The organism is Nocardioides sp. Root1257, assembly GCF_001425175.1.
Taxonomy (GTDB): Bacteria; Actinomycetota; Actinomycetes; order Propionibacteriales; family Nocardioidaceae; genus Nocardioides.
In genome coordinates, this window is the sequence record NZ_LMDV01000009.1 from 504,641 (window position 1) to 529,950 (window position 25,310).

The window sequence follows — 25,310 nt, forward strand, 5'->3', positions numbered from 1 at the left end:
TCAGCCCCGCCGGCTCATGTAGACGTCGAACGCCTTGTAGAGCGCCTTGTTGAGCGGCAGGTCCCACTCGCCGACGTACTCGACGGCCTCGCCGCCCGTGCCGACCTTGAACTGGATCAGGCCCAGGTGCGGGTCGTCGGAGGAGAGCGTGTCGGTGATGCCGCGCAGGTCGTAGACGTCGGCACCGGCGGCGATCGCGTCGCGGATCATCTGCCACTGCACCGCGTTGGAGCCGCGGACCTCGCGCTTCTCGGTCGAGGAGGCGCCGTAGGAGTACCAGGCGTGCGCGCCGACCCGGATCGCGATCGTCGCCGCGACCAGGGTGCCCTCGTGCCGGGCCGTGTAGAGCCGGATCCGGTCCGTCTCCTCGGCGCCCAGAGCGTCGACCATGGTGCGGAAGTAGGACAGCGGGCGCGGCGTGAAGTGGTCGCGCTCGGCCGTGTGCACGTAGAGGTCGTGGAAGGTCTTGAGCTCCGGCCCGATCGCAGCGCCGTCGTACGACGTGACCTCGACGCCCTCCTTGGCGGCCTTCTTGATGTTGCGGCGCCAGAGCTGGTTCATCCCGGCCAGCACCTCGTCCTCGGTGCGGCCGGCGAGCGGGACCTGGAAGACGTACTGCGGCTGGCCCGCGGCGAACCCGCCCTCCACGGCCTGCGGCCGCCAGCCGAGGTCGCGCAGCTGCGCGACCACGCGCGCGCCGCCGTGGCTGCGCTCGGTCGGGGCGAGGTCGCCCAGGCGGTGCACGGTGTCGTCGGCGATGCCGGCCTTGACGGTGGCGGCATCCCAGCGACGGGTCACCACGGGCGGCCCCATCCGGACGCCGAAGGCCCCCGCGCCCTTCAGGTGGTCGGCCAGCGGACGCAGCCACCCGGCGAGGTCCTCGCTGTCCCAGTCGATCGACGGCCCCTCGGGGAGGTAGGCCAGGTAGCGCTTCACCCGCGGCAGCTGGCGGTAGAGCACCAGCGCCGCTCCGACCAGATCGTCGCCCGCGAACCAGCCGACCGACTCGTGCCGCCACTCCGCCTTCACCGCGCCCCAGGCCGGGGTCTGGAGGAAGCTCGTCGAGCGCTGCCGGCGGACGAACGCCAGGTGGTCGTCGGCGGCGATCCCTCGGACGTCGAGGCGGGTCGAGAGGATCGGGGAAGTCACGGGTCGAGGCTAGCGAACGCCCCGAGCGACCGGTCAGTTGCTCTTGCGCACTTGGAGCTGGGTGTCCCGGGGGACGACAGGGACCCGCTGACACGCCGCGGTGACGACCGAGCAGCGCACGATCGACGCATCCGGGTAGACGCCCGACTCGGTCTGCTGGTCGTAGTAGGGCTCCCCAGTGGCGTGGAGCAGCAGGGTGGTGGGCGACTCCCAGATCGGCTGGTAGGTCCGATAGGTGGCGCCGATGTGACCCGTGAAGGTCACCTGGAGCCGCCCGGTGCGCGCGTCGCGGACCCGGATCGTGTCCGCCATCGTCCAGGGAGCGTCCTCGTCGAAACCGACGCCGCTCGTGGTGACCACGCGCTTGTCGTCCGGCGAGAACGACTCGATGCTCTCCCCCCGCACCAGCCACAGACGTCGCTGGGTGCGACTGTCGAGCATGACGCTCGAGAAGTGGCGCCCGGGGGCGCTGTAGCGGTGGGTGGCCGAGCTGCCGACCCCGGACGGGACTGCGTTGAGGTTGCGGCGGCGGTCCACGACCCGGACCTTGCCGCGGGCCGGCTGCCAGGCGGCGGTGGTGGCGACGTACTTCCCGTGCGCACGAGTGAGCGTCCGGATCAGCGCGGTGCCGTCGCCGGCGGAGAGGATCGCGGCGCCGTTGACGGTGGCGAACCGGTGAGATCCGATGACGTGACCGTCGCGGACGCGTATGGCGCGCAGGGTGCGCTCGTCCGGTGCGTGCGCGACGAACCAGGCGCCGTTGCTCGCCACGGAGTCGATCGTCAACCGCGCCTTCGCCAGCACGATCCGGCTCTTGCCCGAGGTGCTGAGGAAGTGGACCCTCGTCCCGGTGTATTGGCCGTGGGTGTCGAGGAGTGTCTGGGAGAGCAGCCAGCCACCGCGGACGTGCAACAGCTCGCCGGTGTAGCGGAACTTCCCCCCATCGGTGCGGAACCGCTCGGTCGAGATCGTGCGACCGCCGGGCAGGTGGACCTTCTCACCCGCCGTGTCGAGGTAGGGCAGGGCCGGCTTCGCCCCGACCGGCAGGTCGCCCGGGTCGACCTCGCGGTGCGGAGCGCCGGCCGTCGCTGTCGCTGGGACGGACAGGCCGAGCGTGGCGACGATGAGCGTGCCGAGGATGGTGCGTGCCGTGCGGTTCATACCCGACACAGCGCCGATCGGCCCGTCCGCGTTACGACCGGACGCGGGAATGGGCCGAATCACCTGCGCACTCACCCGGTCCGGGCGAGGATCGGGGGCCGATCCCCCCGAACAATGTGGACAGGGAGGTATCAGGAGCTCGCCCACCCTCTCCTCAGTGGCGTGATCCTGATCGACAGACAACCGGGAGCGACACGTCGCATGACCAGGAGCGGTGGCCAGCGGGCCGACGACGACCGGGCCGACGACGCGCGCCCGGGAGCCGTGTGGGCCGAGGCGACCGACGGCTTCAACCGGTGGGTGGCGGGTGACCCGACCGGCCTCGACGACCTCGTCGCCGTGATGACCCCGGTGCTCTGGCACGTCGTGCGCGCCTACCGCCTGCCGGAGGCCGCCGCCGAGGACGTCATCCAGAACACCTGGCTCGCCCTCGTACGCCGGCGCGCGGCGATCATCGACCCGGTGGCCGTGGGCGGCTGGCTGACGACGACGGCACGCCGCGAGGCGTGGCGCACCGCGGGCGCGAAGACGACCCCCACCCCGGTCGAGGACGACGACCTCGCCCAGGCGCTGCCGCGCCAGCGCTCGGCGGAGGACAGCGTCGTCCAGCACGACGAGGGCGACCGCCTGTGGCACGCCGTCGACGGGCTGCCGGAGCGCTGCCGCCGGCTGCTGCGGATCGTCGCGTTCGAGAACCGCCCCGACTATCGCGAGCTGGCCACCGAGCTCGGGATGCCCGTCGGCAGCATCGGCCCCACCCGGGGACGGTGCCTCGCCAAGCTGCGCGTCGCGCTCATCGAAGCAGGGGGAATCTGATGTCCGAGCTGAGCAGGGATGCGCTCCTGAACATCGTGCGCGACGCCTACGAGCGCCACGACCCGGTGCCGGACCACCTCGTCGCCGCCATGCAGGCGGCGGCCGCGATGGCCGCCTCCGACCTCGACCTCGAGCTGATGGAGCTCGTCGAGCGCTCGACCGAGCTGGCCGGGGCCCGCGGCTCGACGTCGTACACGCTGCGCTTCGTGCACGGCGACACCGACCTGCTGCTGAGGATCGCCGTCGACAACGGCCGGTCCCGCGTCGACGGCTGGATCGTGCCGGCCGAACCCATGACGATCCGCGCGCTGCCCGGCGAGGAGCCTGTCACGCACGAGGCGGTCGTGAGCGACTCGGGACGGTTCGCGCTCACCGACCTGCCGGTCGGGCTGATGCGTCTGCGGCTGGAGCCGCACGACGGCTCACGCCCGGCCTTCGCCACCCCCACCTTCGAGATCTGAGGACCCGTGACCGACTCCCCCGAGAAGAAGCCCCGTCCCGAGCGTCCTGCGCGCAAGCCGCTCGACCGCGACCCCCGTCCGCCCCACCCCTCGGCCATCGCGCCGGCCCAGGGGCGCCTCCTCGACCCGGCCACCGCGCTCATGGTCGACGGCGTCGTCCCGCGACCGACGGTGTACGTCGGGGCCCGGCTGCTGGTGTCGAAGGCCGTCGACCTCGAGGCCGCGGTCACCGTGCTGCGCTACGTCGCCGAGCCCCTCGGCTGGAGCGTCGTGCCGGAGGAGGAGGACCCGCGCACGGTCAACCTGAAGTTCGGCTACATCCCGCTCAAGCTCGGCGTCGCCTCCAACCGCGCCACGATCGCGCCGGACGCCTGGACGCTGCTGCAGCAGACCCGGGCGCAGTTCGGGGTCCGGTCGGTGACCGGGGTCAGCCTCGACCACCTGGTCGTGCCGGCCATCGAGGCCAACCCGTTGCACGACGGCCACCCGCTGCACGACGGCCACCCCTTGCACGACGGCCACCCGCTGCACGACGGGCACCCGGCCGACGACGCCCGGGGGTCGAAGGCGATCGCGACCTACTTCCAGCCCGGGTACGGCGGGCGCCAGCCGGTCGCCTTCGTCGGCGCGGCCCCGGCCCGGCGCCACGCCGATGAGATCGAGGGTCGCCGCCCGGTGGTCGCGATCCTCGACACGGGGTGCGGCGACCACCCGTGGCTCGACGGCTTCGTGGACACCCAGGTCGCGCTCGACGGGGTCCCCGTGGGCTACTCCGACACGACCTCGATCTCGCCCGAGGACGACGGCGACCAGTCGGGTCCGCTGGACGGGTCGATCGACCCGATCTCGGGGCACGGCACGTTCATCGCCGGCCTGATCCGCCAGCGGTGCCCGGACGCCGACCTGGTGGCGTGGCGGGTGATGCCCTCCGACGGTCCGATCGTCGAGTCCGACCTCGTCGCGACGCTCGCCCAGATCGCGGAGCTCGCCCGTCGCCACCGCGCCGGCGAGCCCGGGGGCCACCCGATCGACGTGCTCAGCCTCTCGATGGGCTACTACCACGAGACGCCGGAGGACGTGCTCTTCGACCCGACGATGTACTCCATCCTCGAGGAGATGAGCCGCAACGGCGTCGTCATCGTGGCCTCGGCGGGCAACGACGCGACGAGCCGCCCGTCCTTCCCGGCGGCCTTCTGCCGCTGGTCCGACGACGGCGGGCCGATCCCGTTCGACCCCTCGATCGCACCCATCGTCTCGGTCGGCGCGCTCAACCCCAACCGCACGGACGCGCTCTTCAGCAACGCCGGACCCTGGGTGCGTGCGTACGTCCCCGGTGCGGCCGTCGTGAGCACGATGCCGGCGTTCCGCGGCGGCTACGAGCCGGTCGCCCGCAGCAGCGCCTTCGGCCGGGTCCGTGAGGCGATCGACCCCGACGACTTCCGCGGCGGGTTCGCCGTGTGGAGCGGTACGTCGTTCAGCGCACCGATCATGGCGGGCGACGTCGCCGCGGCGATGGTCGGCACGCTGGAGCCGCTCGCGGCCCCGGTCGACGGACCCACTGCGGTCACCACGGCCTGGAACGCAGTGTCCGCGTGCACGGGAATCACGTCATCATGAGGCGGTGACCTCTCCCCAGGACCTGCACGCGCGGGGGGTGCATGCCGCCTACCGCGGGCGTCACCGTGAGGCCCGGAGGCTGCTCGAGCGCGCTCGAGCCGAGCTCGGGACCGAGGATCGGCAGCGGACGGACCTCGACGCGCAGATCGCGACGAGCCTGGCGTACGTGCTGTCCGAGACCGGGGAGCACGATGCGGCGATGGTCCTGTGTCGCGCGGCCCTGGCCGACACGGCGATCGAGGACCGCACCCGCGGCAAGCTGCACTCCCAGCTCGGGCTCCTGCACATGCTGCGCGGCGAGTCCGCGATCGCGATGACGGAGTTCGACCAGGCGCTGGCGATGCTGGACGAGCCGGGCGTGACCGCGCGGGTGCACCTCAACCGCGGCAACGTCCACCTGCAACGTCGGCACCTGCCGGCGGCGACGTCCGACTTCCGGCACTCCTTCGCGGCCTACCGCGAGGCCGGTGACGAGTACGGCGCGGCGAAGGCGCTGCACAACCTGGGCTACACCCGGTTCCTCGCCGGTGACCTGGTGGCGGCGCTGCGCGACCTCGCCAGCGCCTACCCGACGGTCGCGGCCGAGGGTCCGGTGATGACGGCGATGGTCGAGCAGGACCGCGCGGAGGTGCTGATGGCCGCCGGCCTCCACGACGAGGGTGCGGCTGCGCTCGCCGCGGCTGCGCACGCCTACGGGCGCCGCCGGCTCTACCAGCGTCGCGGCGAGGCCGAGCTCGCCCTCGCTCGCAGCCTCGTGCTCCGGGACCCTGGACGGGCCGGTGCCGCGGCTCGCGACGCCGCACGACGCTTCCGGCGTACCGGCGCCGATGCCTGGCAGGTCCGCGCGGACGCCACGCTCCTCAGCGCCCAGGTGGAGTCGGGCGGGACCGGTCCGGCCCTGGCCCGTCGCGGAGCGGAGCTCGGTGACGAGCTCGCCGCCCAGGGCCTGCGCTGGGAGGCCGTGCTGGCGCGGATGGACGCCACCCGCGTGCGGATCCGACGCGGACAGCTCGACGATGCGGCCGCCGGGCTGCGCGCGATCGGCTCCGTGCGCACCGCGCCGATCGGCGTCCGCCTGCTCGACCGCGACCTCCGCGCCGAGCTCTCCGCCGCGTCGGGGCGCCGTGCCGACGCGCTCAAGCACCTGCGCGTGGGGCTGAGCGACCTGCACGCCTGGCAGAGCTCGTTCGGCTCGCTCGACCTGCAGACCGGCGTGGCCGGGCACGGCACCCGTCTCGGCGTCCGCGGGCTCGCGCTGGCCGTCGACTCGCGGCGACCGGAGGTGCTCCTCGAGTGGTCCGAGCGCGCCCGGATGCTCGCGAGCCGGGTGCAGCCGGTGCGCCCGCCCGAGGACGAGCAGATCGCGGGCGACCTCGCCGAGCTGCGCGAGATGGCCGCCGACCCGACGCGCAGCGACCCGGCCCGCGAGGCGGAGCTGCGCCAGCGGGTGCGCGAGCGCGCCTGGCAGCACCGGGGCTCGGGCGAGGTCGCCGACCCGGTCACGCTGGACGAGCTGCGGTCCGCGCTGGACCCGGGCACCGCCCTGGTGGCGTACGTCGTGACCGCGTCCGCCGTCGTCGCCCTGGTCGTCACGGCTGACGGCACGACGTGGGTCGACCTCGGTCACCGCGAGGAGCTCGACCGACTCATCGGCGGGCTGCTGCCCGACCTCGACATGGCGGCCACCGACCTCCCGGACGCGATGGGCGCGTTCGTCCGCACGGAGCTCGCCCAGCGGCTCGACACCCTGGCGTCGCTGCTGGTGGCCCCGGTCCTCGACGCGGTCGGCGACCGCCGGGTGGTGCTGACGCCCTCCGGCGTGCTGTCCGGGATCCCGTGGACGCTGCTGCACGGGTACGTCGGTCGCCCGCTGACCGTCGCCCAGTCCGCGACCGCCTGGCTCGCCCGTCGTACGACGCCGCTGCGCACCGCGAGCGCCGGGTTCGTCGCCGGACCGCGGGTGGCGCGCGCCGAGGACGAGGTCGTCGCCGCCGCGAAGGAGTGGCCGACGGCGCGGGTGCTCCGCGGCGACGAGGCCACGGCCGCCGCCGTCTCCGCGCTCGCCGACGCCGTCGACGTCCTCCACGTCGCCGCGCACGGCCGGCACAGTGCCGAGAACGCGATGTTCGCCGGTGTGCAGCTCGTCGACGGCCCGTGGTTCGGCTACGACATCGACCGGCTCGGCCAGGTGCCGGACGTCGTGCTGCTCTCCGCCTGCGAGGTCGGCCGGTCGACGGTGCGCTCCGGCGAGGAGCTGATCGGGATGACGACGGCCTGGCTGCACGCGGGCGCACGCTGTGTCATCGCCTCGCCTGCTGCGATCAACGACCAGGCGGCGTACGGCGTCCTCCTCGCCGTGCACGAGCGGCTGGCCGCCGGGCTGGACCCGGCCGCGGCGCTGGCCGAGGCCGTCGAGGCGGTCCCGGCCGGGAGCGCCCCGGTCCCGCTGGTCTGCTTCGGCTAGTCACCCGGACTGGCCCGAACGGGTATCTGGTCCCTGGGGTGCTGCTCCTCATCCGTGTCAGGGAGAGACCGCTCGAACTCCGAGGAGCACGGCATGTCCGTCATGACTTCACCGACCCGCACCACTCCCGTCCACGTGATCCAGGACCCGCAGCCGGGCCAGCACGTGGTCGTGCCGGCCGGCGCGCGGCTGGCGGTGCGCTTCCGCCGTCGCGGGCTCGGCCTCAGCCGCTGGCAGGTCGTCGACCGGCCCGGCAACCTCCTGCCGCTGGAGGAGGGGCCGCACGGCTTCCTCTTCCTGGTCTTCGACGCCGACGCGACCGAGGACCAGCCGCTGCGCCTGATCCGGCGCCGGGTCGACCGCTCGGGACCGGGCGAGGTGCGCGACCTGACCGTCCGGGTCAGCTGACCTCGGCCGCGGCCGGACGTGGCCCGGGGGCGTCCGGCCGGCGGGGCCGACGGGCGAAGACCCAGGCCCGCATGGCCACGAAGCGCAGGATCGTCACGACCAGGTTCGCCACCGTCAGGACCGCGACCTCCACGCCGCGGCTCGGGGAGCCGCTCGCGTGCAGCAGCCACAGCGAGCCGGACGTCACGCCCAGGCCGATCGCGAAGACGATCAGCCCGCGCAGCTGGTGGCCCCAGGCTCCCTCCCGGCCCCGGACCCCGAACGTCAGCCGCCGGTTCACCGCAGTGTTGGCCACGGCGGTCAGCAGCAGGGCCAGCAGGTTCGCCGTGAACGACGAGACCCGGGTGCTGAGCAGCAGGAAGAGGACCGCGTACGCGATCGTCGACGCGACGCCCACCAGCGCGAACATCGCCACCTGCAGCCCGAGCCGGCCGCCGCCCGCGTCGGCCGACGCACGGCCGAGCCGCTCGGCGACGTCGGAGACCGGCAGGCGACCGGAGACCAGGCCGCGGCCGACCCGGACGATGCCGCGGACGTCGGCCAGCGCCGTACGCACGATGTCGACGGAGCTGTCGGGGTCGTCGACCCAGTCGACGGGCACCTCGTGGATCCGGAGCCCGGCGCGCTCGGCGAGCACCAGGAGCTCGGTGTCGAAGAACCACGCGTTGTCCTCGACCAGGGGCAGCACCTCGCGCGCGACGTCGCCGCGGATCGCCTTGAACCCGCACTGGGCGTCGGAGAAGTGCGCGCGGAGGGTGCCGCGCAGGAGCAGGTTGTAGCCGCGCGAGATCAGCTCCCGCTTGGGTCCGCGCTCGACCCTCGAGCCGCGCCCCAGCCGGGTGCCGATCGCCAGGTCGGAGTGCCCGCTGATCAGTGGCGCCACCAGCGGGAGCAGGGCGTTGAGGTCGGTGGACAGGTCGACGTCCATGTAGACGAGGACGGCGGAGTCCGAGCCGCTCCACACCCGCTTGAGCGCTCGCCCGCGACCCTTCTCGGCGAGGTGCACGACGCGCACGTCGTCGTACGCGTGGGCGAGGCGTCGCGCGATGACGGCGGTGCCGTCGGTGCTGGCGTTGTCGGCGATCGTCACCCGGAAGGTCCACGGCAGGGTCGTGAGGTAGCGGCGGACCCGCAGCACCGAGGCCGCCAGGTCGCGCTCCTCGTTGAAGACCGGGATCACCACGTCGAGCGTCGTGGTCGCGGTGTCCGCTCCGGCCCCCGGCGCCTCCCACGGCTGCGCGGCCGTCACGACGCCGTCCCCGTGGTGAGGTCGTAGACGGTGACGCCGTCGACCGTGGTGGCCGTGAAGTTGTCGGCGACCCAGGCGGCGATCTCGCTGCTGCTGTTGCTGCCGCCCATCGACTGGCCGAAGCCGGTGCCGCTGCCGAGGAAGTAGTGGATCTCCCCGTCCGCGACGTACTGCTGGAACTGCGCCAGCGTCGGGCTCGGGTCCGAGCCGTTGAAGCCGCCGATGGCCATCACCGGCTCCTCGGTCGCGAGCTGGTAGCCGGAGGCGTTGTTGGAGCCGACCGCCGCCGCGACCCAGGTGTAGTCGGACGCGTTCGCCTCGAGCAGGGCCGTCAGCGCGGCCCCCGGCTCGCTGCCGTTGAGCAGGCCGCCGGCGCCGCCGCCGGTCTGCCCACCGGTCTGGCCTCCGGTCTGGCCACCGGGGCCGCCCTGCATCTGTCCCTGCGTCTGGCCCTGCTGCATCTGGGGCGGCGCCTGGCCGCCACCGGGGCGCCCGCCGCCGCCGGGTCCACCACCGGGGCCACCGAACCCGCTGCCCGACACGGTCGGCCCTGCGGTCGGGATCGAGCCGGTGTGCGCGGTGGCCGCGGTCTGCACGGCGTACGCCGTCGGTCCGGCCAGCGAGGCGATGATCGCGACCGACGCCGCGACGACGGCGAGCCGGCGGGGCAGCCAGCGGAGCCCGAAGAGTGCGGCGGTGGCGAGCACGCCGACCGCCAGCACCACCCAGCGCAGCCACGGCACGAAGTCGGCGCTGCGGCCGAGCAGGAAGAACGCGGTCACCGTGGTGATCGCGACCGCGACGGCCGCGACCGGCCCGGCCTCCCACGAGCGTCGGTGCTGCCAGAGCAGGTGGGCGCCGATGCCGACGAGCGCGGCGAGGGCCGGCGCGAGGGCGACCGTGTAGTACGCGTGGAAGATCCCGGCCATGAAGCTGAAGGTCAGCCCGGTCACCAGCAGCCAGCCGCCCCAGAGGATCAGCGCGGCGCGCACCCGGTCGGTGCGCGGCCGTCGTGCGGTGAACCAGAAGCCGGCCACCATCAGCACGAGTGCAGCCGGGATCAGCCAGGCGACCTGGCCGCCGATCTCACTGGTGAAGAGGCGGCCGATGCCGGTCTCGCCCCACATCGAGCCGCCCGTGCCGCCGGCGCCGCCGCCGACCGACCCGGTCTCGTCGCCGTTGAGCCGGCCGAGGCCGTTGTAGCCCAGCGTCAGCTCGAGGATCGAGTTGTCCTGCGAGCCGCCGATGTAGGGGCCGCTCGCGGCCGGCCAGAGCTCGACGATCGCGATCCACCAGCCGGCAGCGGCGATCATCGAGCCGAAGGCGACGAGCAGGTGCCCGATCCGCTTGAGCACCTTCGGCTGGCCGGCGACCAGGTAGACCAGGGCGAACGCCGGCAGCACCAGGAAGACCTGGAGCATCTTCGTCAGGAAGCCGAGCCCGACCAGCGCGCCGGCCAGCGCCATCCACCGCACCGGGTGGCGCACACCGTCCTCGACGGCGCGGAGCACGGCGTACGCCGCCGCGACCATGAGCAGCACGAGCATCGCGTCGGGGTTGTTGAACCGGAACATCAGCACCGCCACCGGCGTCAGCGCGAGGGCCGCGCCGGCCAGCAGGCCGGCCCACGCCGCTCCCGTCGTACGACGCACGGTCGCCGTCAGCAACCACACGGCGAGCACGCCCTCGATCGCCTGGGGCACCAGGATCGACCACGAGGACAGGCCGAAGACCTTCACCGACAGCGCCATCGGCCAGAGCGAGAGCGGCGTCTTGTCGACGGTGATCGAGTTCGACGCGTCGGAGGATCCGAAGAAGAACGCCTTCCACGACTCCGAGCCGGCCTGGACGGCCGCCGAGTAGAAGCTGTTCGCCCAGCCGGACGAGCTCAGCCCCCACAGGTAGAGCACGGCGGTGCCGAGCAGCAGCACGGCCAGGGCCGGTCGGTAGTGGTCGCGGCGCGGGCGCGGCGGCGGTGGGGCCGGCGGGGCGGCGGTGTCGGGCGGCGTGAGTGTGGCGGTCATGGCCTCCACGGTGGAGCGCCGCCTTGGCCGGACGCCGTGCCTTGTCTGTGAGCCCTCTGTGAGGCCGGGTGGGGCTAGAGGCCGCGCTCGCGCAGCCAGTCGGCGTCGGCCGTGTGCTCGCTGGCACCGCCCGGCGTCTCCAGCACCACCGGCGCACCCGCGTCGCGGACGACGGCGGCGAGCAGGTCGGGGTCGACCTTGCCCGCGCCGAGGTTGGCGTGCCGGTCGGCACCCGAGTCGAACTCGTCGCGGCTGTCGTTGCAGTGCACCAGGTCGATCCGGCCGGTGATCTTGAGGACGTCGTCGACCACGGTCTCCAGCGAGTTGCCGCCCGCGTGCGCGTGGCAGGTGTCGAGGCAGAAGCCGACCAGGTCGGCCTGCTCGGTGGGCGCGATCGCGTCCCAGACCCGGCCGATCCGCTCGAGGTAGCGCGTCATCGCGTTGTCGCCGCCGGCGGTGTTCTCGATCAGCAGCGGCAGCTTGAGGTCGGTCGCCTCGATCGCCTTGCGCCAGTTGTCGAACCCCTTCTCGGGGTCGTCGTCCTTGTTGACGTGGCCGCCGTGCACGATCAGCCCGCGCGCACCGATCGACGCCGCCGCGTCGACGTGCTGCTGGAGCAGCTTGCGGCTCGGGATCCGGATCCGGTTGTTGGTCGTGGCGACGTTGACGATGTACGGCGCGTGCACGTAGAGCCCGATCCCCGCAGCCTCGGCGTCGGCCTTGAGGCCCTCCGCGCCCCCTGCGTACTGGAACTCCGGGCCTTTGTAGTCCTGCGGGTCGCCGAGGAAGAACTGCACGTGCGGGGCGTTGCGGGCCTGCGCCTCGGCGATCGGGTCGGCCTGGTCGACGTGGGCTCCGATGGCGGTCGCGGTCATGGCACCCAGCCTAGGAGGCGGCGCCGACGGCGCAGCCGGGCACGTCCTCGAGGCGGTACCAGACCGGCAGCCCGCGCTCCTCGGCGATGCGCACGTCCTGGTCGGCGCCCGTCGACCCGCCCGGCAGGCGGAGCACGCCGTCGCAGTGCCGGAGCAGCCGCTCGGCGGTCGGGTACATCACCTGCTCGGCGAGCGGGTCGGTGACACCGGTGGCGCCGGCACTGCTGAGCACCGGGAGCGCGACCCACTCGCCGATCATCGGCAGGTGGCCGGCCCGGAAGAGCGGCCAGGCCGCGGTCTCGAGGGCGGTCAGGTTGGCGGCCATCAGGTCGGGGTCGTCGCCGGTCCCGGAGCGGTAGGGGCCGGCGATCAGGATCATCAGGGGCGTGGTCATGGCTCCGACAATAACGTGCAGAAACGTGCAAAAACAAGAACAGTCGTGCAAACCGGCTAGGGTGGACGCGTGCTCGCCGCCCAGCGCAAGGACCTGATCCTGACGACCCTCCGCGACCAGGGACGGGTCGTCGCGAAGGACCTCGCCGCCGAGCTCGACCTCTCCGAGGACACCATCCGGCGCGACCTGCGCGAGCTCGCCGCCGAGGGTCACCTGCACCGCGTGCACGGTGGCGCCCTCCCGGCCTCGCCGGCCGTCGCGGACTTCACCGCGCGCACGACGATCGGCACCGGCGCCAAGGCCGAGGTGGCGCGGACGGCGGCCGCGCTGGTCCGCCCCGGCCAGACGGTCGCGATCGACGGCGGCACGACGGCGCGCGAGCTGGCCCGGGCGCTGCCCGCCGACCTGCGTGCGACGGTCGTGACCCACAGCCCGACGGTCGCCGTCGAGCTCGCCGTCCACCCGACGGTCGAGGTGATCATCGTCGGCGGCCGGCTCTTCAAGCACTCGGTCGTGGCCGCGGGCGCGCTCGCCCACGAGGCGATCGGCCGGGTCAGCGTCGACGCGTTCTTCCTGGGGGTGACCGGCATCCACCCGGCGGCCGGCCTCACCACGGGCGACGCCGACGAGGCCGCGATCAAGCGGGCCTGGACCGAGCGCGCGGCAGAGACGTACGTCCTGGGCAGCGGCGAGAAGATCGGCGCCGCCTCCGCGTTCGAGGTCGTGCCGCTCGCGGCGGTCACCGCCGTCCTCACCGACGCCGCCGCGCCCGCCCGGGGGGTCGCGGAGCTGCGCGCGGCGGGCGTGCGGGTGCTCGGCGTCAGCTGAGCGGGGCTCAGCCGAGCATCAGCCAGCAGGCAACCCCGCAGGCCGCCAGGACGACGAGCGAGACCGCGATGACCGCCGTCGGCCACCGCGGACCGGCCACGGCCGGCGGCGGGCCGAGCCGGTCGGGGACCACGGGCCAGGGGCCGTCGGGAGGCAGGTCGAGGCGCCGCAGCCGCTCGAGTGCGGCGGCGGCGCTCGGCGGTCGCAGGAGGGGATCGTGGTCGACCAGCGCCTCGAGGAGCGGGCGGAGCGGGCCCTCGGGCACCATCGGCGCGCGTCCGGGTCGCGGCGGCCGCCCGGTGAGCAGCTGGGTGGCGACCACCCCCGCTGCGTACAGGTCCTGCCGTGGGTCCGGTGCCGCACCGGCCGCCTGCTCGGGGGCCATGTAGCCGTCGGTGCCGACCGCCGCCGGGCCCCGGGTGAGCCGGACGTCCGCGACCGGCACCGCGACGCCGAAGTCGCCCAGTCGCAGGAACGGCGCGCTGCCGTCCGCGTCGCTCGGCTCGAGCAGCAGGTTGGCCGGCTTCACGTCCCGGTGGACCACCTCGGCGGCATGGACCGCGGCGAGCGCCTGCAGGAGCTGGTCGAGCAGCACCCCGACGTAGACGCCGGCAGCGGCCCGGTCTCCTCCAGCAGGTCGTCGACGGAGCCGCCCCGGACCAGGTCCATGCCGAACACGACCCGGTGGTCGTCGGCCGCCCATCCCGACGGCGTCAGGACGTGCGGGTGGCGGATCCGGAGCGACTGCTCGCGCACGAACCGCAGCAGCGTCGCGCTGTCGTGGGCGCCGAGGACCTTGGCGGCGACGAGCTCGTCCGTCCGCAGGTCGCGAGCCCGCCAGACCGAGCCCATGCCACCGGTGCCGACCTGGTCGAGGAGGACGTAGCGGCCGGCGATCGGGGTGGTGGGAGGCGCGGACATCGCCCGGTTCCTACCCCGTCGTACGCCGTTTATGGGCGCACGTCCGAGCGCTGTTAGCCTAGGGCGTTCTCTGCGTCGACCATCCGGGTCGCGCCGGGACACCAACGCATTTCCCTCCTGCCACGGAGAGTCCGTGGCCGCCCTAGCCCATAGGAGGTGGAGAACGACATGCGTGCTTACGAGGTGATGGTCATTCTTGACCCGAGCATCGAGGAGCGGACCGTCGAAGGTTCGCTCGACAAGTACCTCAACGTGATCCGCAAGGACGGCGGCTCTGTCGAGTCCGTCGACGTGTGGGGACGCCGCCGGCTGGCCTACGAGGTCAAGAAGAACGCCGAGGGCATCTACGCCGTCATCACGCTGAACGCCGAGCCGGCCACGGTCAAGGAGTTCGACCGCCAGCTCACCCTCAACGAGTCGATCCTCCGCACGAAGGTCATGCGTCCCGACGCTCACTGAGCGCCGGACCCCCTTCCTGTGGACGACCACTTCCCAGCGTCGGTGCCAACGGCAACGATGGGCGGACGTGGTCGGACGACTCTGATCAGAACCAACGCTTAGGGAGCATCCATGGCAGGCGAGACCGTCATCACGGTGGTCGGCAACCTCGTCGACGACCCGGAGCTGCGCTTCACCCCCTCGGGTGCGGCCGTGGCGAACTTCCGGATCGCATCGACGCCGCGCACGTTCGACCGCCAGACCAACGAGTGGAAGGACGGCGACGCGCTGTTCCTCTCCTGCTCGGTGTGGCGGCAGGCGGCGGAGAACGTCGCCGAGTCCCTGCAGCGCGGCATGCGTGTCGTCGTGCAGGGTCGCCTGAAGCAGCGCAGCTACGAGACCCGTGAGGGCGAGAAGCGCACTGTCGTGGAGCTCGAGGTCGACGAGGTCGGCCCGTCGCTCGCCTTCGCCACCGCCAAGGTCACCCGCGCCTCCCGCTCCGGCGGCGGCGGGGGCTACTCCGGCGGCGGCCAGGGCGGCCAGGGTGGCGGCCAGTCCCGTCCCCAGCAGTCCGGCGGCAACGACCCGTGGGCCACCCCGGCTCCGCAGGGCGGCGGCGGGGGCGGTCAGTCCGCTCCGGCCGGTGACCCGTGGGGTGCGCCCGGCGCGGGCTCCGACGAGCCCCCGTTCTGAGCGCCCGTCGGCTCGCGAAGCGAGGCGACGACCCGGGCGCCAGGTTGAGGAGCCGCACGACTGAGCGAAGCGAAGTCGTGGCTGGCGTCTCGAAACCCGGTTCTGGTCCCAGCAAGATCAATCAATCCGTTCACCCTCAACCATTCCGGCTGAACCCACTCGTGGGGCCGGGCTTCTAGAAAGGGAGCACCACAATGGCCAAGGCAGTGATTCGCAAGCCCAAGAAGAAGGTTTGCCAGTTCTGCAAGGAGAAGGCGACCGGCGTCGACTACAAGGACGCCACGCTGCTCCGCAAGTTCATCTCCGACCGCGGCAAGATCCGCGCGCGTCGGGTCACCGGCAACTGCGTCCAGCACCAGCGGGACGTCGCGATCGCGGTCAAGAACGCCCGTGAGGTCGCACTGCTGCCCTACACGTCCACCGGTCGCTGAAGGGAGCTGACGACATGAAGCTCATCCTGACCCAGGAGGTCACCGGTCTCGGTGCCCCCGGCGACGTCGTCGAGGTGAAGGACGGCTACGGCCGCAACTACCTCGTCCCCCGCGGCCTGGCGCTGCGGTGGACCCGCGGCGGCGAGAAGCAGATCGAGTCGATCAAGGCTGCGCGCTCCTCGCGCGCCGTCCGCGACCTCGGCCACGCCGAGGAGATCAAGACCAAGCTCGAGGCCCAGTCCGTCAGCGTGAAGGTGCGCGCCGGTGCTGGTGGTCGTCTCTTCGGTGCCGTCACCGTGGGCGAGATCGCCGACGCTCTCTCCGAGACGTCCGGCGAGAAGGTCGACAAGCGCACGATCGTGGTCACCAACCCGATCAAGGCGCTGGGCAACCACGAGGTCGCCGTGAAGCTGCACGATGGCGTGTCCGCCACCGTCGCGCTGAACGTCATCCCCGCCTGACCCAGCTCAGTCGCTCAGCAGGGCCGTTCCTCCTTCGGGAGGGGCGGCCCTGCTGCATGTCCGGCCCGGGCCGTCAGGCCCCGGTCACCATCCACGCGTCACCCCGGGCACGGCGCACCAGCACGACGAGCCGGGCGCCCATGAAGACCGCCGAGAAGGCGATCCAGATCGCGACCAGCCCGGCGTCGTACGCCGCGAGGAGCAGCACCACCGGCGCGTAGGCGACCAGCGTGACCAGACCCGCGCGGGCAAGGTAGCGGCCGTCGCCGGCACCGATCAGCACCCCGTCGAGGACGAACACGACGCCCGCGACCGGCTGGCCGAGCGCGGCCACGAGCAGCACCGGGACCAGCAGGTCCTGCACGTCCTGGTCGCCGGTGAAGAGCCGCCCGACCACCGGGCTGACCAGGGCGAGCAGGACGCCGGTCGCGACGCCGCTCACCACGCCCCACGCCACCATCCGCCGGGTCAGCTCGCGGGTGCCGGCCACGTCGCCGGCCCCGAGCGCGCGGCCGGTGATCGCCTGCGCGGCGATCGCGATCGCGTCCAGCACGAAGGCCAGGAAGGTCCACAGCGTCATCGCCAGCTGGTGGGCCGCCAGGTCCACCTCCTGGTCGCGCGCGTTGACGGCGGCCAGCGTGACGGCGTACGTCGTCAGCAGCAGCGCCGCGCGCAGGGTCAGGGTGCGGATCACGAGCGGGACGCCGGCGCGACCGGCCGCGCGGATCCCCGGGAGGTCGGGTCGCAGCGACGCGCCGTGTCGTCGCGCGGCCCGGACGACGACCACGACGAACGCCGCCGCGCTCGCCGCCTGGGCCAGCACGGAGCCGAGTGCCGAGCCGGCGATGCCGAGGCCGACCGGGTAGACCAGCACGAGGTTGAGCACGATGTTGAGCGCGTTGCCCGCGACCGCGACGACCAGCGGGGTGCGGGTGTCCTGGAGACCGCGCAGCACTCCGGTCGCGGCCAGCATCAGCAGCAGTGGCACCGCGCCGAGGAAGGCGATCCGCAGGTAGGTCGCGGCCGTGTCCGCGACCTCCTCGGAGGCACCGAAGAGGTGCACGAGCGGGTCGGCGAGCACGACCCCGGCGACGGTGACGAGCGCACCGATGGCGACCGCCAGCCACAGCCCGTCGACGCCCTGGGTGAGGGCGCCCCTCAGGTCGCCGGCCCCGAGGCGGCGGGCCACGCTCCCCGTCGTGCCGTAGGCCAGGAAGACGCACACGCCGACGACCGTCTGGAGCACGGCGGCCGCGATGCCCAGGCCGGCGAGGGAGGCGGTGCCGAGGTGGCCGACGATGGCGGCGTCCGCGAGCAGGAAGAGCGGCTCGGAGACCAGCGCCAGGAAGGCCGGGAACGCCAGCCGCAGGATCTCGCGGTCCCGCGTCGCCCCGGCACCGATCGTCGACGGTCTAGTCACAGTAAGGGCCGTCCTCCGTCCATGGTCCGTACGAGACTAGTTCTCAACACCTGTGGATGAACTCGGGATAACCCGGTACCGGACGCTATGTCGACTTATGGGCAGGTAACACCCAGGTGACGTGTCCATGAACCAAGACGACCCGCGGACTATTTTCCATGCACAGCTGTGCATGAGCATCTTCGCAGGTCAGACAGCCTATCCAGGGTGCTCGCCGGCTTTCGTCCACAGGTCGCTCCCCAGGTTGGTGCACACCCCGCGGCGTGTCGTCCACGAGGTCACCCCGGTTATCCCCAGGCCCTGTGGATAGGCCACTGTCGCGGACCCGCCGCATGCCCGTAGCGTCGCGCGACGACGGGCCGCCTGGAGATGTCGGACGCCCCGTCTACCATCGAATGCATGTTCGATGTCGCAGGCGATCTAGGGGACTGAGCGTACAGATGAGCATCGCCGAGCAGGACTCCCGAGGGATGGCGGAGCCGCCGATGGACGACTGGGGCGACGGCCCGGCGTCGTACGCCCCGGGGGAGCGGCCCACCACCCCCGGCGACCGCACCCCGCCCCAGGACATGGCGGCCGAGCAGTCCGTGCTCGGCGCGATGCTGATCTCCAAGGACGCGATCGCCGACGTCACCGAGGTGATCCGCGGCGCCGACTTCTACCGGCCCTCCCACGAGGTCGTCCACGACGCGATCATCGACCTCTACGGCCGCGGCGAGCCGGTCGACATGGTCACCGTCGCCGCCGAGCTCCAGCGCCGCGGCGAGCTGCAGCGGATCGGCGGCGCGCCGTACCTCCACACGCTCTCGGCCAACGTCCCGATCGCGGCCAACGCCGGCTACTACGCCGAGATCGTCCGCGAGAAGGCGATGCTGCGCAAGCTCGTCGACGCGGGCACCAAGATCGTCCAGATCGGCTACGCCGGCGAGGGCCAGGTCGACGACATCGTCGACCAGGCGCAGGCCGAGGTCTACAAGATCACCGACAAGCGCGCGACCGAGGACTTCGCGCCGCTGAGCGACATCATGGACGGCGTCCTCGACGAGATCGAGGCGATCTCCAACCGCGAGGCGGGCCTGTACGGCGTACCCACCGGCTTCGCCGACCTCGACGACCTGACCAACGGTCTGCACTCCGGCCAGATGATCATCGTCGCGGCGCGACCGGCGATGGGTAAGTCGACGCTGGCGCTCGACCTGTGTCGCGCGGCGTCGATCCACAACAACCTCAGCAGCGTCTTCTTCAGCCTCGAGATGACGCGCTCCGAGATCACCATGCGGCTGCTGTCGGCCGAGGCGAAGGTGCCGCTCAACCACATCCGCAACGGCAACATGAACGACGACGACTGGGCCAAGCTGGCCCGCAAGATGGGCGAGGTGTCGTCGGCGCCGATGTTCATCGACGACTCGCCCAACATGACGATGATGGAGATCCGGGCCAAGGCCCGGCGGCTCAAGCAGCGCCACGACCTCAAGCTGATCGTGATCGACTACATGCAGCTGATGAGCTCGGGCAAGAAGGTCGAGTCCCGTCAGCTCGAGGTCTCGGAGTTCTCCCGGCAGATCAAGCTGCTCGCCAAGGAGCTCGAGCTCCCGATCATCGCGCTCTCCCAGCTCAACCGTGGTCCCGAGCAGCGCGGCGACAAGCGTCCGATGATGAGCGACCTGCGTGAGTCCGGCTCGCTGGAGCAGGACGCCGACATGGTGATCCTGCTGCACCGCGACGACGTCTACGAGAAGGAGTCGACCCGCCCCGGCGAGGCCGACCTCATCGTCGCCAAGCACCGCAACGGCCCCACCCGCGACATCACCGTGGCCTTCCAGGGCCACTACTCCCGCTTCGTCGACATGGCCCACTGACCTGTTGTCGACGCCGCCGTCGCCGCTGTGCGCAGGCAGTCACCTCACAGGTCGGAGAGCTCGTCGTCGGCCCAGTCGGCGTTGCGGTTGCGGGCGCGGCTCGCGTCCACCAGGCGGGCGATCACCTCGGCGATGAGGAAGAGGACCAGCATCGGGAAGGCCAGGAAGCACATGGAGAACGGGTCGGTGGATGGTGTGGCGACCGCGGCGAAGAGGAAGGTGCCGAAGACGATCCAGGCGCGGTAGCGGCCGAGGGCGCGCCCCGAGACGACCCCGATGAGGTTCAGCATGATGACGAAGAGGGGGATCTCGAAGGCCACCCCGAAGACGAGCAGCATCCGGGTCAGGAACGAGAAGTAGTCCCCGAACTCCACCAGGTTCTGCAGTCCGTCCGGGGTGAAGCCGATCAGCACCTCGAGGCCCTTGGGGAGCACGTAGTAGCCGGTCGTCACGCCGGCCATGAAGAGCGTGCCGGCAATGGCGCCGAAGACGCGGGACCAACGACGTTCCTGGGACTTCAGGCCCGGCACGATGAACGCCCAGACCTGGTGCAGCCAGTAGGGGCTCGACACCACGATCGCGGCCACGCCGCACAGCTTGAGCTGCAGCATCAGTGGGCCGGTGGCGCCGGCGACGTACGCCGTCGTCTGGGTGTCGGCGCCGAGCGTGACCCGGGCCTGGTTGTAGGGGCGCAGCACCAGGTCGAGGAGCTGGTCGTAGAAGAACAGCGTGCAGCCGAACGCCACGATCAGGCACAGGGCGGACCGGATCAACCGCGCGCGCAGCTCACTGAGGTGGTCGCCCAGGGCCATCCGCCCGTCCTCGCCGATGGGTCGGCGAGGACGGGTGCTGAGGAGGCCCAGCGTGCTCGTGACGGACACGACGCCGCCTCAGCGAACGTTGCGCGCGTGCAGGTCGACCACGTCGACCGGCTCCGCCGGGACCGGCGCGCCAGGCTGGGCGGTCGGCTGGGTGGCGGTCGGCTGGGGGGCGGTCGGGAGGGGGTCGGGCTCGTCGTCGTCCAGCAGGCCCTTGGTCTCTGCCTTGAAGATCCGCAGCGCGCGGCCGCTGCCGCGAGCGAGCTCGGGCAGCTTCGCAGCGCCGAAGAGCAGCAGGATCACGGCCAGCATGATCAGGAGCTCGGGGCCGCCGAGGCCGCCGATGGCGAACGGGTACATGGTTCCTCTTCTCTCGCGGGTCGGGCCCGCGGTGGGTGCAGCGATGGGTGAAGACGTCAGGTCGCCTCGTCGTACGTCGGATGCGTGGCCGACGCTGCTGAGCCGTCCGAGTCGTCCGAGTCGTCGTCGGCCCAGCTCTCCTTGACGTCGCGAACATCGTCGTGATCGTCCTCGAATGCGGCGGTGACGTGCTTGCGGACGATCGAGCGCGGGTCGAGGTCGCGCAGCTCGAGGTCGGAGTAGTCGGGGCCTAGCTGGGTGCGGAGCTCGTCTCGAGCGCCGTCGGCCAGGTCCTTCACGCGCCGCAGGAGGCCGGCGGACTGCCGGGCCAGGTCCGGCAGCTTGTCGGGACCGAAGAAGAGCACGCCGACGAACGCGAGCACTGCCAGCTCGGGCAGTCCGATTCCGAACATGATCGTGTCCTCTCACAGGTAGGTGGTGCGGTGGATCCGTTCCGCCCGGGACCGGCGGATCGCCGGCCCCGGACGGTCGGGCCTAGTGCGCGCGCTGGCGCACGGGTTGCCGGTGCAACGGGCGCACCAGCATGAACACGAGTCGGGCGTAGACCAGGACGAGCACCACGCCCCCGATGAATTGCTGCCAGGGCATGCCAGGCCTACTTCTGGCCGCCGCTGACGGAGATCGCGCCGTTGACGCCTCGCGGGTAGAACCCGCCGCGATCCACCTTCTTCGGGTTGAGGTAGACCACGTTCAGCACCTGGTCGGCGGAGCGACCGAAGGCGATGCTGTTCTTGTCGGTCGGCACGAGGTTCGCGCTCCCGCCCTTGCCGCGCGGGCCCTGGTCACGGTTGCTCTTCCCGTCGAGGGAGTCGCGTGCGTCGCTGATCTTGTTGGCAGCGCCCCGCAGCCCCATGTCGTAGAGCGAGTCCCGAACGATGCCGGCGTGGTAGGCCTCCACGGCGAGGATGCCGGCCGCAGCGCCCAGGTAGGTCTTGTTGTTGATCAACGGCGCGGCACCCTTGTACGCCGTCACGCCGACGTCCTCGAAGATGAACGCCGCGAGCAGGAAGTTCGCCGAGTTCTCGAACGGGTCGAAGCTCTGCCCCTTGCCGATCAGGCCCGCGGCCTGGGCCGCGGCGGTGAAGCTGTGCTTGAGATCGATCTGCGGACGAGCGACCTTGGCACCGCCGAGCGCCGAACGCAGGAACTTCACGTGGGCCACCTCGTCGTGTGCGATCTCGGTGGCGATGCGGCGGATCTTGCGGTTCTCGAAGTGGACCTTGCGGCCGCCGATGACGCCGCCGTGGCGCCCCTTGCCGGAGGTCAGGCTGCCGTCCAGTCCGTGGCCGAACGCGGCGTGGGAGTAGAACTCCGCCTCGAGGTACTCGAGGTTGAGGGCGAAGTTCAGGATCGCGCCGTCGCTGGGCGCGGCCGCCGAGGCCGGGCTGATGCCCAGACCGGTGAGCGCGGTGCCTCCGACGGCGCCGAGGCCGGCCACGCCGGCCGACTTCAGGAACAGGCGCCGGTCGGTCTCGTTCTCGGCGCTTCGGTTGATCATGTCTCGAACAACGGTCTTTCCGAACATGTCATCTCCATGATGTGGGTTCTGGGGACCGCGTCGCGGCTTCTCGAAACGCTGGAAGGTCCCATGACAATGTCGAGCGATTGAAAGTCGCGCACCTCCCGAATGTGCATTCCGAGGGAGCGGCAAGGTAAATTCGGCCACAATCCCCAACTGACGGCGGGCGGCTGGCAGGGCGTCAATCCCTGTCAACCACGGGCCTGAGCCGATATCGACGATACGCAGTTCGTGTCAAATGGAAAGAGTTTCGAACCTGAGAAAACATTTATCTGACAATCCGATCCGGCGGTCGCTCCGAATAACAATCGGCGTCTTCTCTTCCTTTTTGACGGCCCTTGCAATTGCAGGGCAATTCATTCATGGTGACAAAGTCGAATTGAATGGACGCCTTGATAAGGACCCGTCACGATGTACCAGGAACGCCGTCGTCTCGTCGCACGGGTCCGCTCGCCCAGCCCGCTCCCACTGCTCGGGCCGGCCTTCGTCACAGCCATCGCGTACGTCGATCCCGGGAACTTCGCGACCAACCTGGCGGCCGGCTCGACCTACGGCTACCTGCTCGTGTGGGTCGTGGTCGTCAGCAACCTGATGGCCATGCTGATCCAGTACCTGTCAGCGAAGACCGGGATCGCAACCGGGCTCAGCCTGCCGGCGCTGTGCCGTCAGCAGCTGCCCCGACGGGTGGTCCGGGGGCTGTGGGTCCAAGCGGAGCTGGTCGCGATCGCGACCGACCTGGCCGAGGTGGTCGGCGGAGCGATCGCCCTCCAGCTGCTGTTCGGGCTCCCGCTGGTGGTCGGCGGCACGATCACAGCGCTCGTGGCGTTCGCGCTGCTCGGGCTCAAGTCCCACGGACACCGGCCCTTCGAAGCAGCGATCACCGGGCTGCTCGGGGTGATCCTGGTCGGCTTCGTGTACGACCTGGTGCTCGGAAGTCCGGATGCCGCGGCAGTCGCCGGGGGACTGACTCCGAGATTCGACGGTGCGGAGTCGGTGCTGCTGGCCGCCGGGATGCTGGGCGCAACCGTGATGCCGCACGCGATCTACCTGCACAGCAGCCTGACGTCCGGACGCTACGTGACCCGCACCGAACGTCAGCGGCGGACGCTGCTCCGAGGTCAGCGCATCGACGTCGTGTCCGCCATGGCGATCGCGGGTCTGATGAACCTGGCACTGCTCCTGATCGCGGCCAGCGCGCTCCAGGGCACCGGCATCACCACGATCGAGGGCGCGTACGAGGCACTCGGCCTGAATCTCGGGGACGCGACGGCACTGATCTTCGCCATCGGCCTGCTGGCCTCCGGGTTCGCGGCCTCCAGCGTCGGCACCCTGTCCGGGCAGGTGGTGATGGAGGGGTTCCTGCGTCGCCGGATCCCGCTGACCCTGCGCCGGCTCGCATCTCTCGCCCCGGCCCTGGTGATCCTGGCCGTCGGCGTGGACCCCACGCAGGCGCTGGTGCTCTCCCAGGTGGTGCTGTCCTTCGGGATCCCGTTCGCCCTGGTCCCGCTGATCCTCTTCACCCGCCGCGCCGACCTGATGGGCGGCCTGGTCAACAGGCGGGCGACGACCGCCGCCGCGAGCGCTGTGGCCGGCGTCATCATCGCTCTCAACGGTGCCCTGATCGTCCTGACCTTCTGACCCACCCGCGGGCACCGCGAGCAGGACGGCCGACGTACGTCAGCGGACGGTCGAGACCGACGCCAACCGGTCACGGACGGCCTGCTCGGCCCGCTCGTAGACGTCCTTGCGCCCGAGGAGCGAGCGCAGGTTGGCGGAGTCGAGGTAGGCGTCGAGGTCGAAGGCGAGCTGGGTCGGGTCGACCTCCGCCCTGATGTCGCCCGCCTCCTGGGCGCCGGCGATGGACTCCGCGATCAGGCCGAGCCACTCCTCGTCGATGACGGCGAGCGCGTCCCGAACGGCACCGGGGCGGGCGGCGTACTCGTGGGAGGCGCGGGCGAAGAAGCAGCCGCCGGGGAACCGCCGGTCGCTGGAGTAGGTGAGCCAGGCGTCGAGCTGCGCACGCAGCCGACCCATGCCCGGAGGCGTCGCCAGGGTCGGCTCGATGACGGTGTGCACGAAGATCGCGCGGGCGGCCCGGATGGTGGCGAGCTGCAGCCCCTCCTTGGTGCCGAAGTGCGCGATCAGCCCGCTCTTGCTGATCTCGAGGTCGGCGGCCAGCCGCCCGATCGAGAGCCCGTCGAGCCCCTCCACCGAGGCGAGGTCGACGGCGCGCGCGAGCACGACGCGTCGGGTGCGGTCTCCCCGCCGGACGCGGCCGTCGGTGGCGGGCTCGTCGGTCAGCTGCTCGGTCATCGGCGCCAGCCTAGTTCCAGGAAAGGGATTGACGGGACGATCTAATAGTACGATCGTTCGTATTGTCAGGTTACCTCAACGGAGAGGTCCGTCATGGGCAGCACCCTCACCACCCGACCGGCGGGACCAGGCGACCGCCACCTCCTGACCGGCCTGCTGGGCGCGTTGTCGCACGACTCGGCGTACCTCCGCTTCCAGACCGGCATCGGCCCCGGTCCGTGGCCGGCCATGGTCGACGCGCTCCTCCCCGAAGGCCTGCGCGGCGGTGCCGTGCTCGGCTTCGTCGAGGGTGAGCTGGTCGCGCACGGGGTGTGGGTGCGGGTCGGTTACCGGTCCGCGGCGGAGATCGGCCTCGTGGTGGCGGACGCCCATCAGGGACGGGGGATCGGGACCCGGGTGGCGTCCGCCCTGATGGACGACCTGACCGCCCACGGCGTCGAGCAGGTGGAGGTGTTCGCGAGCGCCACCAACACCGCCGTGATCCGGATGGTCGCCCGGCAGGCGCCCGACGCCGTCCGCGAGCGCGACGGCGCCACCGTCACCTACACCTTCCCCGCCCGCCGGGCTCCGCACGAGGTCCGCACGGTCGCCTGAGCCCGATCTCTGCCAC

The 25,310-nt window shown here is 71.8% G+C and carries 27 protein-coding genes; 13 read left to right on the forward strand and 14 right to left on the reverse strand.

Features of this window, described 5'->3' with window-relative positions; all coding sequences use genetic code 11:
• Together ASC77_RS16570 and ASC77_RS16575 are read right to left on the reverse strand one after the other, a co-directional pair.
• Entirely contained in the window at window positions 1-1,149 is a 1,149-nt protein-coding gene (locus ASC77_RS16570; protein WP_235547722.1) for a lipid II:glycine glycyltransferase FemX, read from the reverse strand.
• A 33-nt stretch (window positions 1,150-1,182) separates the two neighbouring features.
• On the reverse strand, window positions 1,183-2,310 hold the full coding sequence (locus ASC77_RS16575) for a hypothetical protein (protein ID WP_056155354.1): 1,128 nt from the start codon (window positions 2,308-2,310) through the stop codon (window positions 1,183-1,185).
• Between the two features lie 201 nt (window positions 2,311-2,511).
• Here ASC77_RS16575 and ASC77_RS16580 point away from each other — a divergent pair, with 201 nt between their 5' ends.
• From ASC77_RS16580 to ASC77_RS16600, 5 genes are all read left to right on the forward strand, one after another.
• A complete protein-coding gene (locus tag ASC77_RS16580) occupies window positions 2,512-3,126 on the forward strand; it encodes an RNA polymerase sigma factor (protein WP_056155358.1) in 615 nt (204 codons plus the stop codon).
• On the forward strand, window positions 3,126-3,587 hold the full coding sequence (locus tag ASC77_RS16585; RefSeq protein ID WP_056155361.1) for a hypothetical protein: 462 nt from the start codon (window positions 3,126-3,128) through the stop codon (window positions 3,585-3,587). Before ASC77_RS16580 ends, ASC77_RS16585 begins: the two co-directional genes overlap by 1 nt.
• Before the next feature lie 6 nt (window positions 3,588-3,593).
• Window positions 3,594-5,204 carry a S8 family peptidase gene (locus ASC77_RS16590; RefSeq protein ID WP_056155364.1) on the forward strand — a complete coding sequence of 537 codons (1,611 nt, stop codon included), beginning with the start codon at window positions 3,594-3,596 and terminating at the stop codon, window positions 5,202-5,204.
• 4 nt (window positions 5,205-5,208) lie between these two features.
• A complete protein-coding gene (locus ASC77_RS16595) occupies window positions 5,209-7,668 on the forward strand; it encodes a CHAT domain-containing protein (protein WP_156391138.1) in 2,460 nt (819 codons plus the stop codon).
• Between the two features lie 93 nt (window positions 7,669-7,761).
• Window positions 7,762-8,076: a hypothetical protein gene (locus ASC77_RS16600; RefSeq protein ID WP_156391139.1), complete on the forward strand. Its 315-nt coding sequence runs from the start codon at window positions 7,762-7,764 to the stop codon at window positions 8,074-8,076.
• Here the strand turns inward: ASC77_RS16600 and ASC77_RS16605 are convergent.
• The 4 genes from ASC77_RS16605 to ASC77_RS16620 all read right to left on the reverse strand — a co-directional run bounded on the left by ASC77_RS16605 (window position 8,069) and on the right by ASC77_RS16620 (window position 12,618).
• Window positions 8,069-9,325 carry a bifunctional glycosyltransferase family 2/GtrA family protein gene (locus ASC77_RS16605; RefSeq protein WP_056155371.1) on the reverse strand — a complete coding sequence of 419 codons (1,257 nt, stop codon included), beginning with the start codon at window positions 9,323-9,325 and terminating at the stop codon, window positions 8,069-8,071. The two genes, ASC77_RS16600 and ASC77_RS16605, sit on opposite strands and share 8 nt — an antisense overlap.
• On the reverse strand, window positions 9,322-11,349 hold the full coding sequence (locus tag ASC77_RS16610) for an ArnT family glycosyltransferase (RefSeq protein WP_056155374.1): 2,028 nt from the start codon (window positions 11,347-11,349) through the stop codon (window positions 9,322-9,324). The genes ASC77_RS16605 and ASC77_RS16610 overlap by 4 nt, the downstream gene beginning before the upstream one ends.
• A 74-nt stretch (window positions 11,350-11,423) precedes the next feature.
• A complete protein-coding gene (locus tag ASC77_RS16615) occupies window positions 11,424-12,224 on the reverse strand; it encodes a deoxyribonuclease IV (RefSeq protein WP_056155376.1) in 801 nt (266 codons plus the stop codon).
• 10 nt (window positions 12,225-12,234) lie between these two features.
• Entirely contained in the window at window positions 12,235-12,618 is a 384-nt protein-coding gene (locus tag ASC77_RS16620) for a DUF4406 domain-containing protein (protein ID WP_200945013.1), read from the reverse strand.
• Between the two features lie 69 nt (window positions 12,619-12,687).
• Here ASC77_RS16620 and ASC77_RS16625 point away from each other — a divergent pair, with 69 nt between their 5' ends.
• On the forward strand, window positions 12,688-13,446 hold the full coding sequence (locus ASC77_RS16625) for a DeoR/GlpR family DNA-binding transcription regulator (RefSeq protein ID WP_056155379.1): 759 nt from the start codon (window positions 12,688-12,690) through the stop codon (window positions 13,444-13,446).
• Between the two features lie 7 nt (window positions 13,447-13,453).
• Here the strand turns inward: ASC77_RS16625 and ASC77_RS27510 are convergent, their stop codons facing one another.
• On the reverse strand, window positions 13,454-14,041 hold the full coding sequence (locus ASC77_RS27510) for a protein kinase domain-containing protein (protein WP_056155382.1): 588 nt from the start codon (window positions 14,039-14,041) through the stop codon (window positions 13,454-13,456).
• Window positions 13,972-14,367 carry a protein kinase domain-containing protein gene (locus ASC77_RS27515; RefSeq protein ID WP_056155385.1) on the reverse strand — a complete coding sequence of 132 codons (396 nt, stop codon included), beginning with the start codon at window positions 14,365-14,367 and terminating at the stop codon, window positions 13,972-13,974. The genes ASC77_RS27510 and ASC77_RS27515 overlap by 70 nt, the downstream gene beginning before the upstream one ends.
• Before the next feature lie 168 nt (window positions 14,368-14,535).
• Between ASC77_RS27515 and rpsF the strand changes: the two genes are divergently transcribed.
• The 4 genes from rpsF to rplI all read left to right on the forward strand — a co-directional run bounded on the left by rpsF (window position 14,536) and on the right by rplI (window position 16,390).
• On the forward strand, window positions 14,536-14,826 hold the full coding sequence (rpsF, locus tag ASC77_RS16640) for a 30S ribosomal protein S6 (RefSeq protein WP_028643766.1): 291 nt from the start codon (window positions 14,536-14,538) through the stop codon (window positions 14,824-14,826).
• A gap of 111 nt (window positions 14,827-14,937) precedes the next feature.
• Window positions 14,938-15,498: a single-stranded DNA-binding protein gene (locus ASC77_RS16645; protein WP_056155389.1), complete on the forward strand. Its 561-nt coding sequence runs from the start codon at window positions 14,938-14,940 to the stop codon at window positions 15,496-15,498.
• A 194-nt stretch (window positions 15,499-15,692) separates the two neighbouring features.
• Window positions 15,693-15,929, forward strand: a complete 237-nt coding sequence (gene rpsR, locus ASC77_RS16650; RefSeq protein ID WP_008355445.1) for a 30S ribosomal protein S18 — start codon at window positions 15,693-15,695, stop codon at window positions 15,927-15,929.
• A gap of 14 nt (window positions 15,930-15,943) precedes the next feature.
• On the forward strand, window positions 15,944-16,390 hold the full coding sequence (gene rplI / locus ASC77_RS16655) for a 50S ribosomal protein L9 (RefSeq protein WP_056155392.1): 447 nt from the start codon (window positions 15,944-15,946) through the stop codon (window positions 16,388-16,390).
• A gap of 73 nt (window positions 16,391-16,463) precedes the next feature.
• Here rplI and ASC77_RS16660 read toward each other — a convergent pair whose 3' ends face one another.
• A complete protein-coding gene (locus tag ASC77_RS16660; RefSeq protein WP_056155396.1) occupies window positions 16,464-17,810 on the reverse strand; it encodes an MATE family efflux transporter in 1,347 nt (448 codons plus the stop codon).
• A gap of 485 nt (window positions 17,811-18,295) precedes the next feature.
• Here ASC77_RS16660 and dnaB point away from each other — a divergent pair, with 485 nt between their 5' ends.
• On the forward strand, window positions 18,296-19,669 hold the full coding sequence (dnaB, locus tag ASC77_RS16665; RefSeq protein ID WP_056156552.1) for a replicative DNA helicase: 1,374 nt from the start codon (window positions 18,296-18,298) through the stop codon (window positions 19,667-19,669).
• A gap of 44 nt (window positions 19,670-19,713) precedes the next feature.
• On the opposite strand, the gene tatC is transcribed toward dnaB, so the two are convergent.
• The 4 genes from tatC to ASC77_RS16685 form a co-directional block, all read right to left on the reverse strand.
• Window positions 19,714-20,550 carry a twin-arginine translocase subunit TatC gene (gene tatC, locus ASC77_RS16670; RefSeq protein WP_056155399.1) on the reverse strand — a complete coding sequence of 279 codons (837 nt, stop codon included), beginning with the start codon at window positions 20,548-20,550 and terminating at the stop codon, window positions 19,714-19,716.
• Between the two features lie 9 nt (window positions 20,551-20,559).
• Complete coding sequence (locus ASC77_RS27790; RefSeq protein ID WP_056155402.1) at window positions 20,560-20,847, reverse strand: Sec-independent protein translocase subunit TatA; 288 nt, start codon at window positions 20,845-20,847, stop codon at window positions 20,560-20,562.
• A gap of 56 nt (window positions 20,848-20,903) precedes the next feature.
• Window positions 20,904-21,260: a sec-independent translocase gene (locus ASC77_RS16680; protein WP_056155404.1), complete on the reverse strand. Its 357-nt coding sequence runs from the start codon at window positions 21,258-21,260 to the stop codon at window positions 20,904-20,906.
• A gap of 203 nt (window positions 21,261-21,463) precedes the next feature.
• Entirely contained in the window at window positions 21,464-22,366 is a 903-nt protein-coding gene (locus ASC77_RS16685) for a ferritin-like domain-containing protein (protein WP_235547723.1), read from the reverse strand.
• Between the two features lie 432 nt (window positions 22,367-22,798).
• Between ASC77_RS16685 and ASC77_RS16690 the strand changes: the two genes are divergently transcribed.
• Window positions 22,799-24,025 carry an Nramp family divalent metal transporter gene (locus tag ASC77_RS16690; RefSeq protein WP_056155410.1) on the forward strand — a complete coding sequence of 409 codons (1,227 nt, stop codon included), beginning with the start codon at window positions 22,799-22,801 and terminating at the stop codon, window positions 24,023-24,025.
• A 39-nt stretch (window positions 24,026-24,064) separates the two neighbouring features.
• Here ASC77_RS16690 and ASC77_RS16695 read toward each other — a convergent pair whose 3' ends face one another.
• Window positions 24,065-24,700 carry a TetR/AcrR family transcriptional regulator gene (locus ASC77_RS16695; protein WP_056155412.1) on the reverse strand — a complete coding sequence of 212 codons (636 nt, stop codon included), beginning with the start codon at window positions 24,698-24,700 and terminating at the stop codon, window positions 24,065-24,067.
• A gap of 93 nt (window positions 24,701-24,793) precedes the next feature.
• Here ASC77_RS16695 and ASC77_RS16700 point away from each other — a divergent pair, with 93 nt between their 5' ends.
• A complete protein-coding gene (locus tag ASC77_RS16700; RefSeq protein WP_056155417.1) occupies window positions 24,794-25,294 on the forward strand; it encodes a GNAT family N-acetyltransferase in 501 nt (166 codons plus the stop codon).
• The last annotated feature ends 16 nt before the right edge of the window (window positions 25,295-25,310 follow it).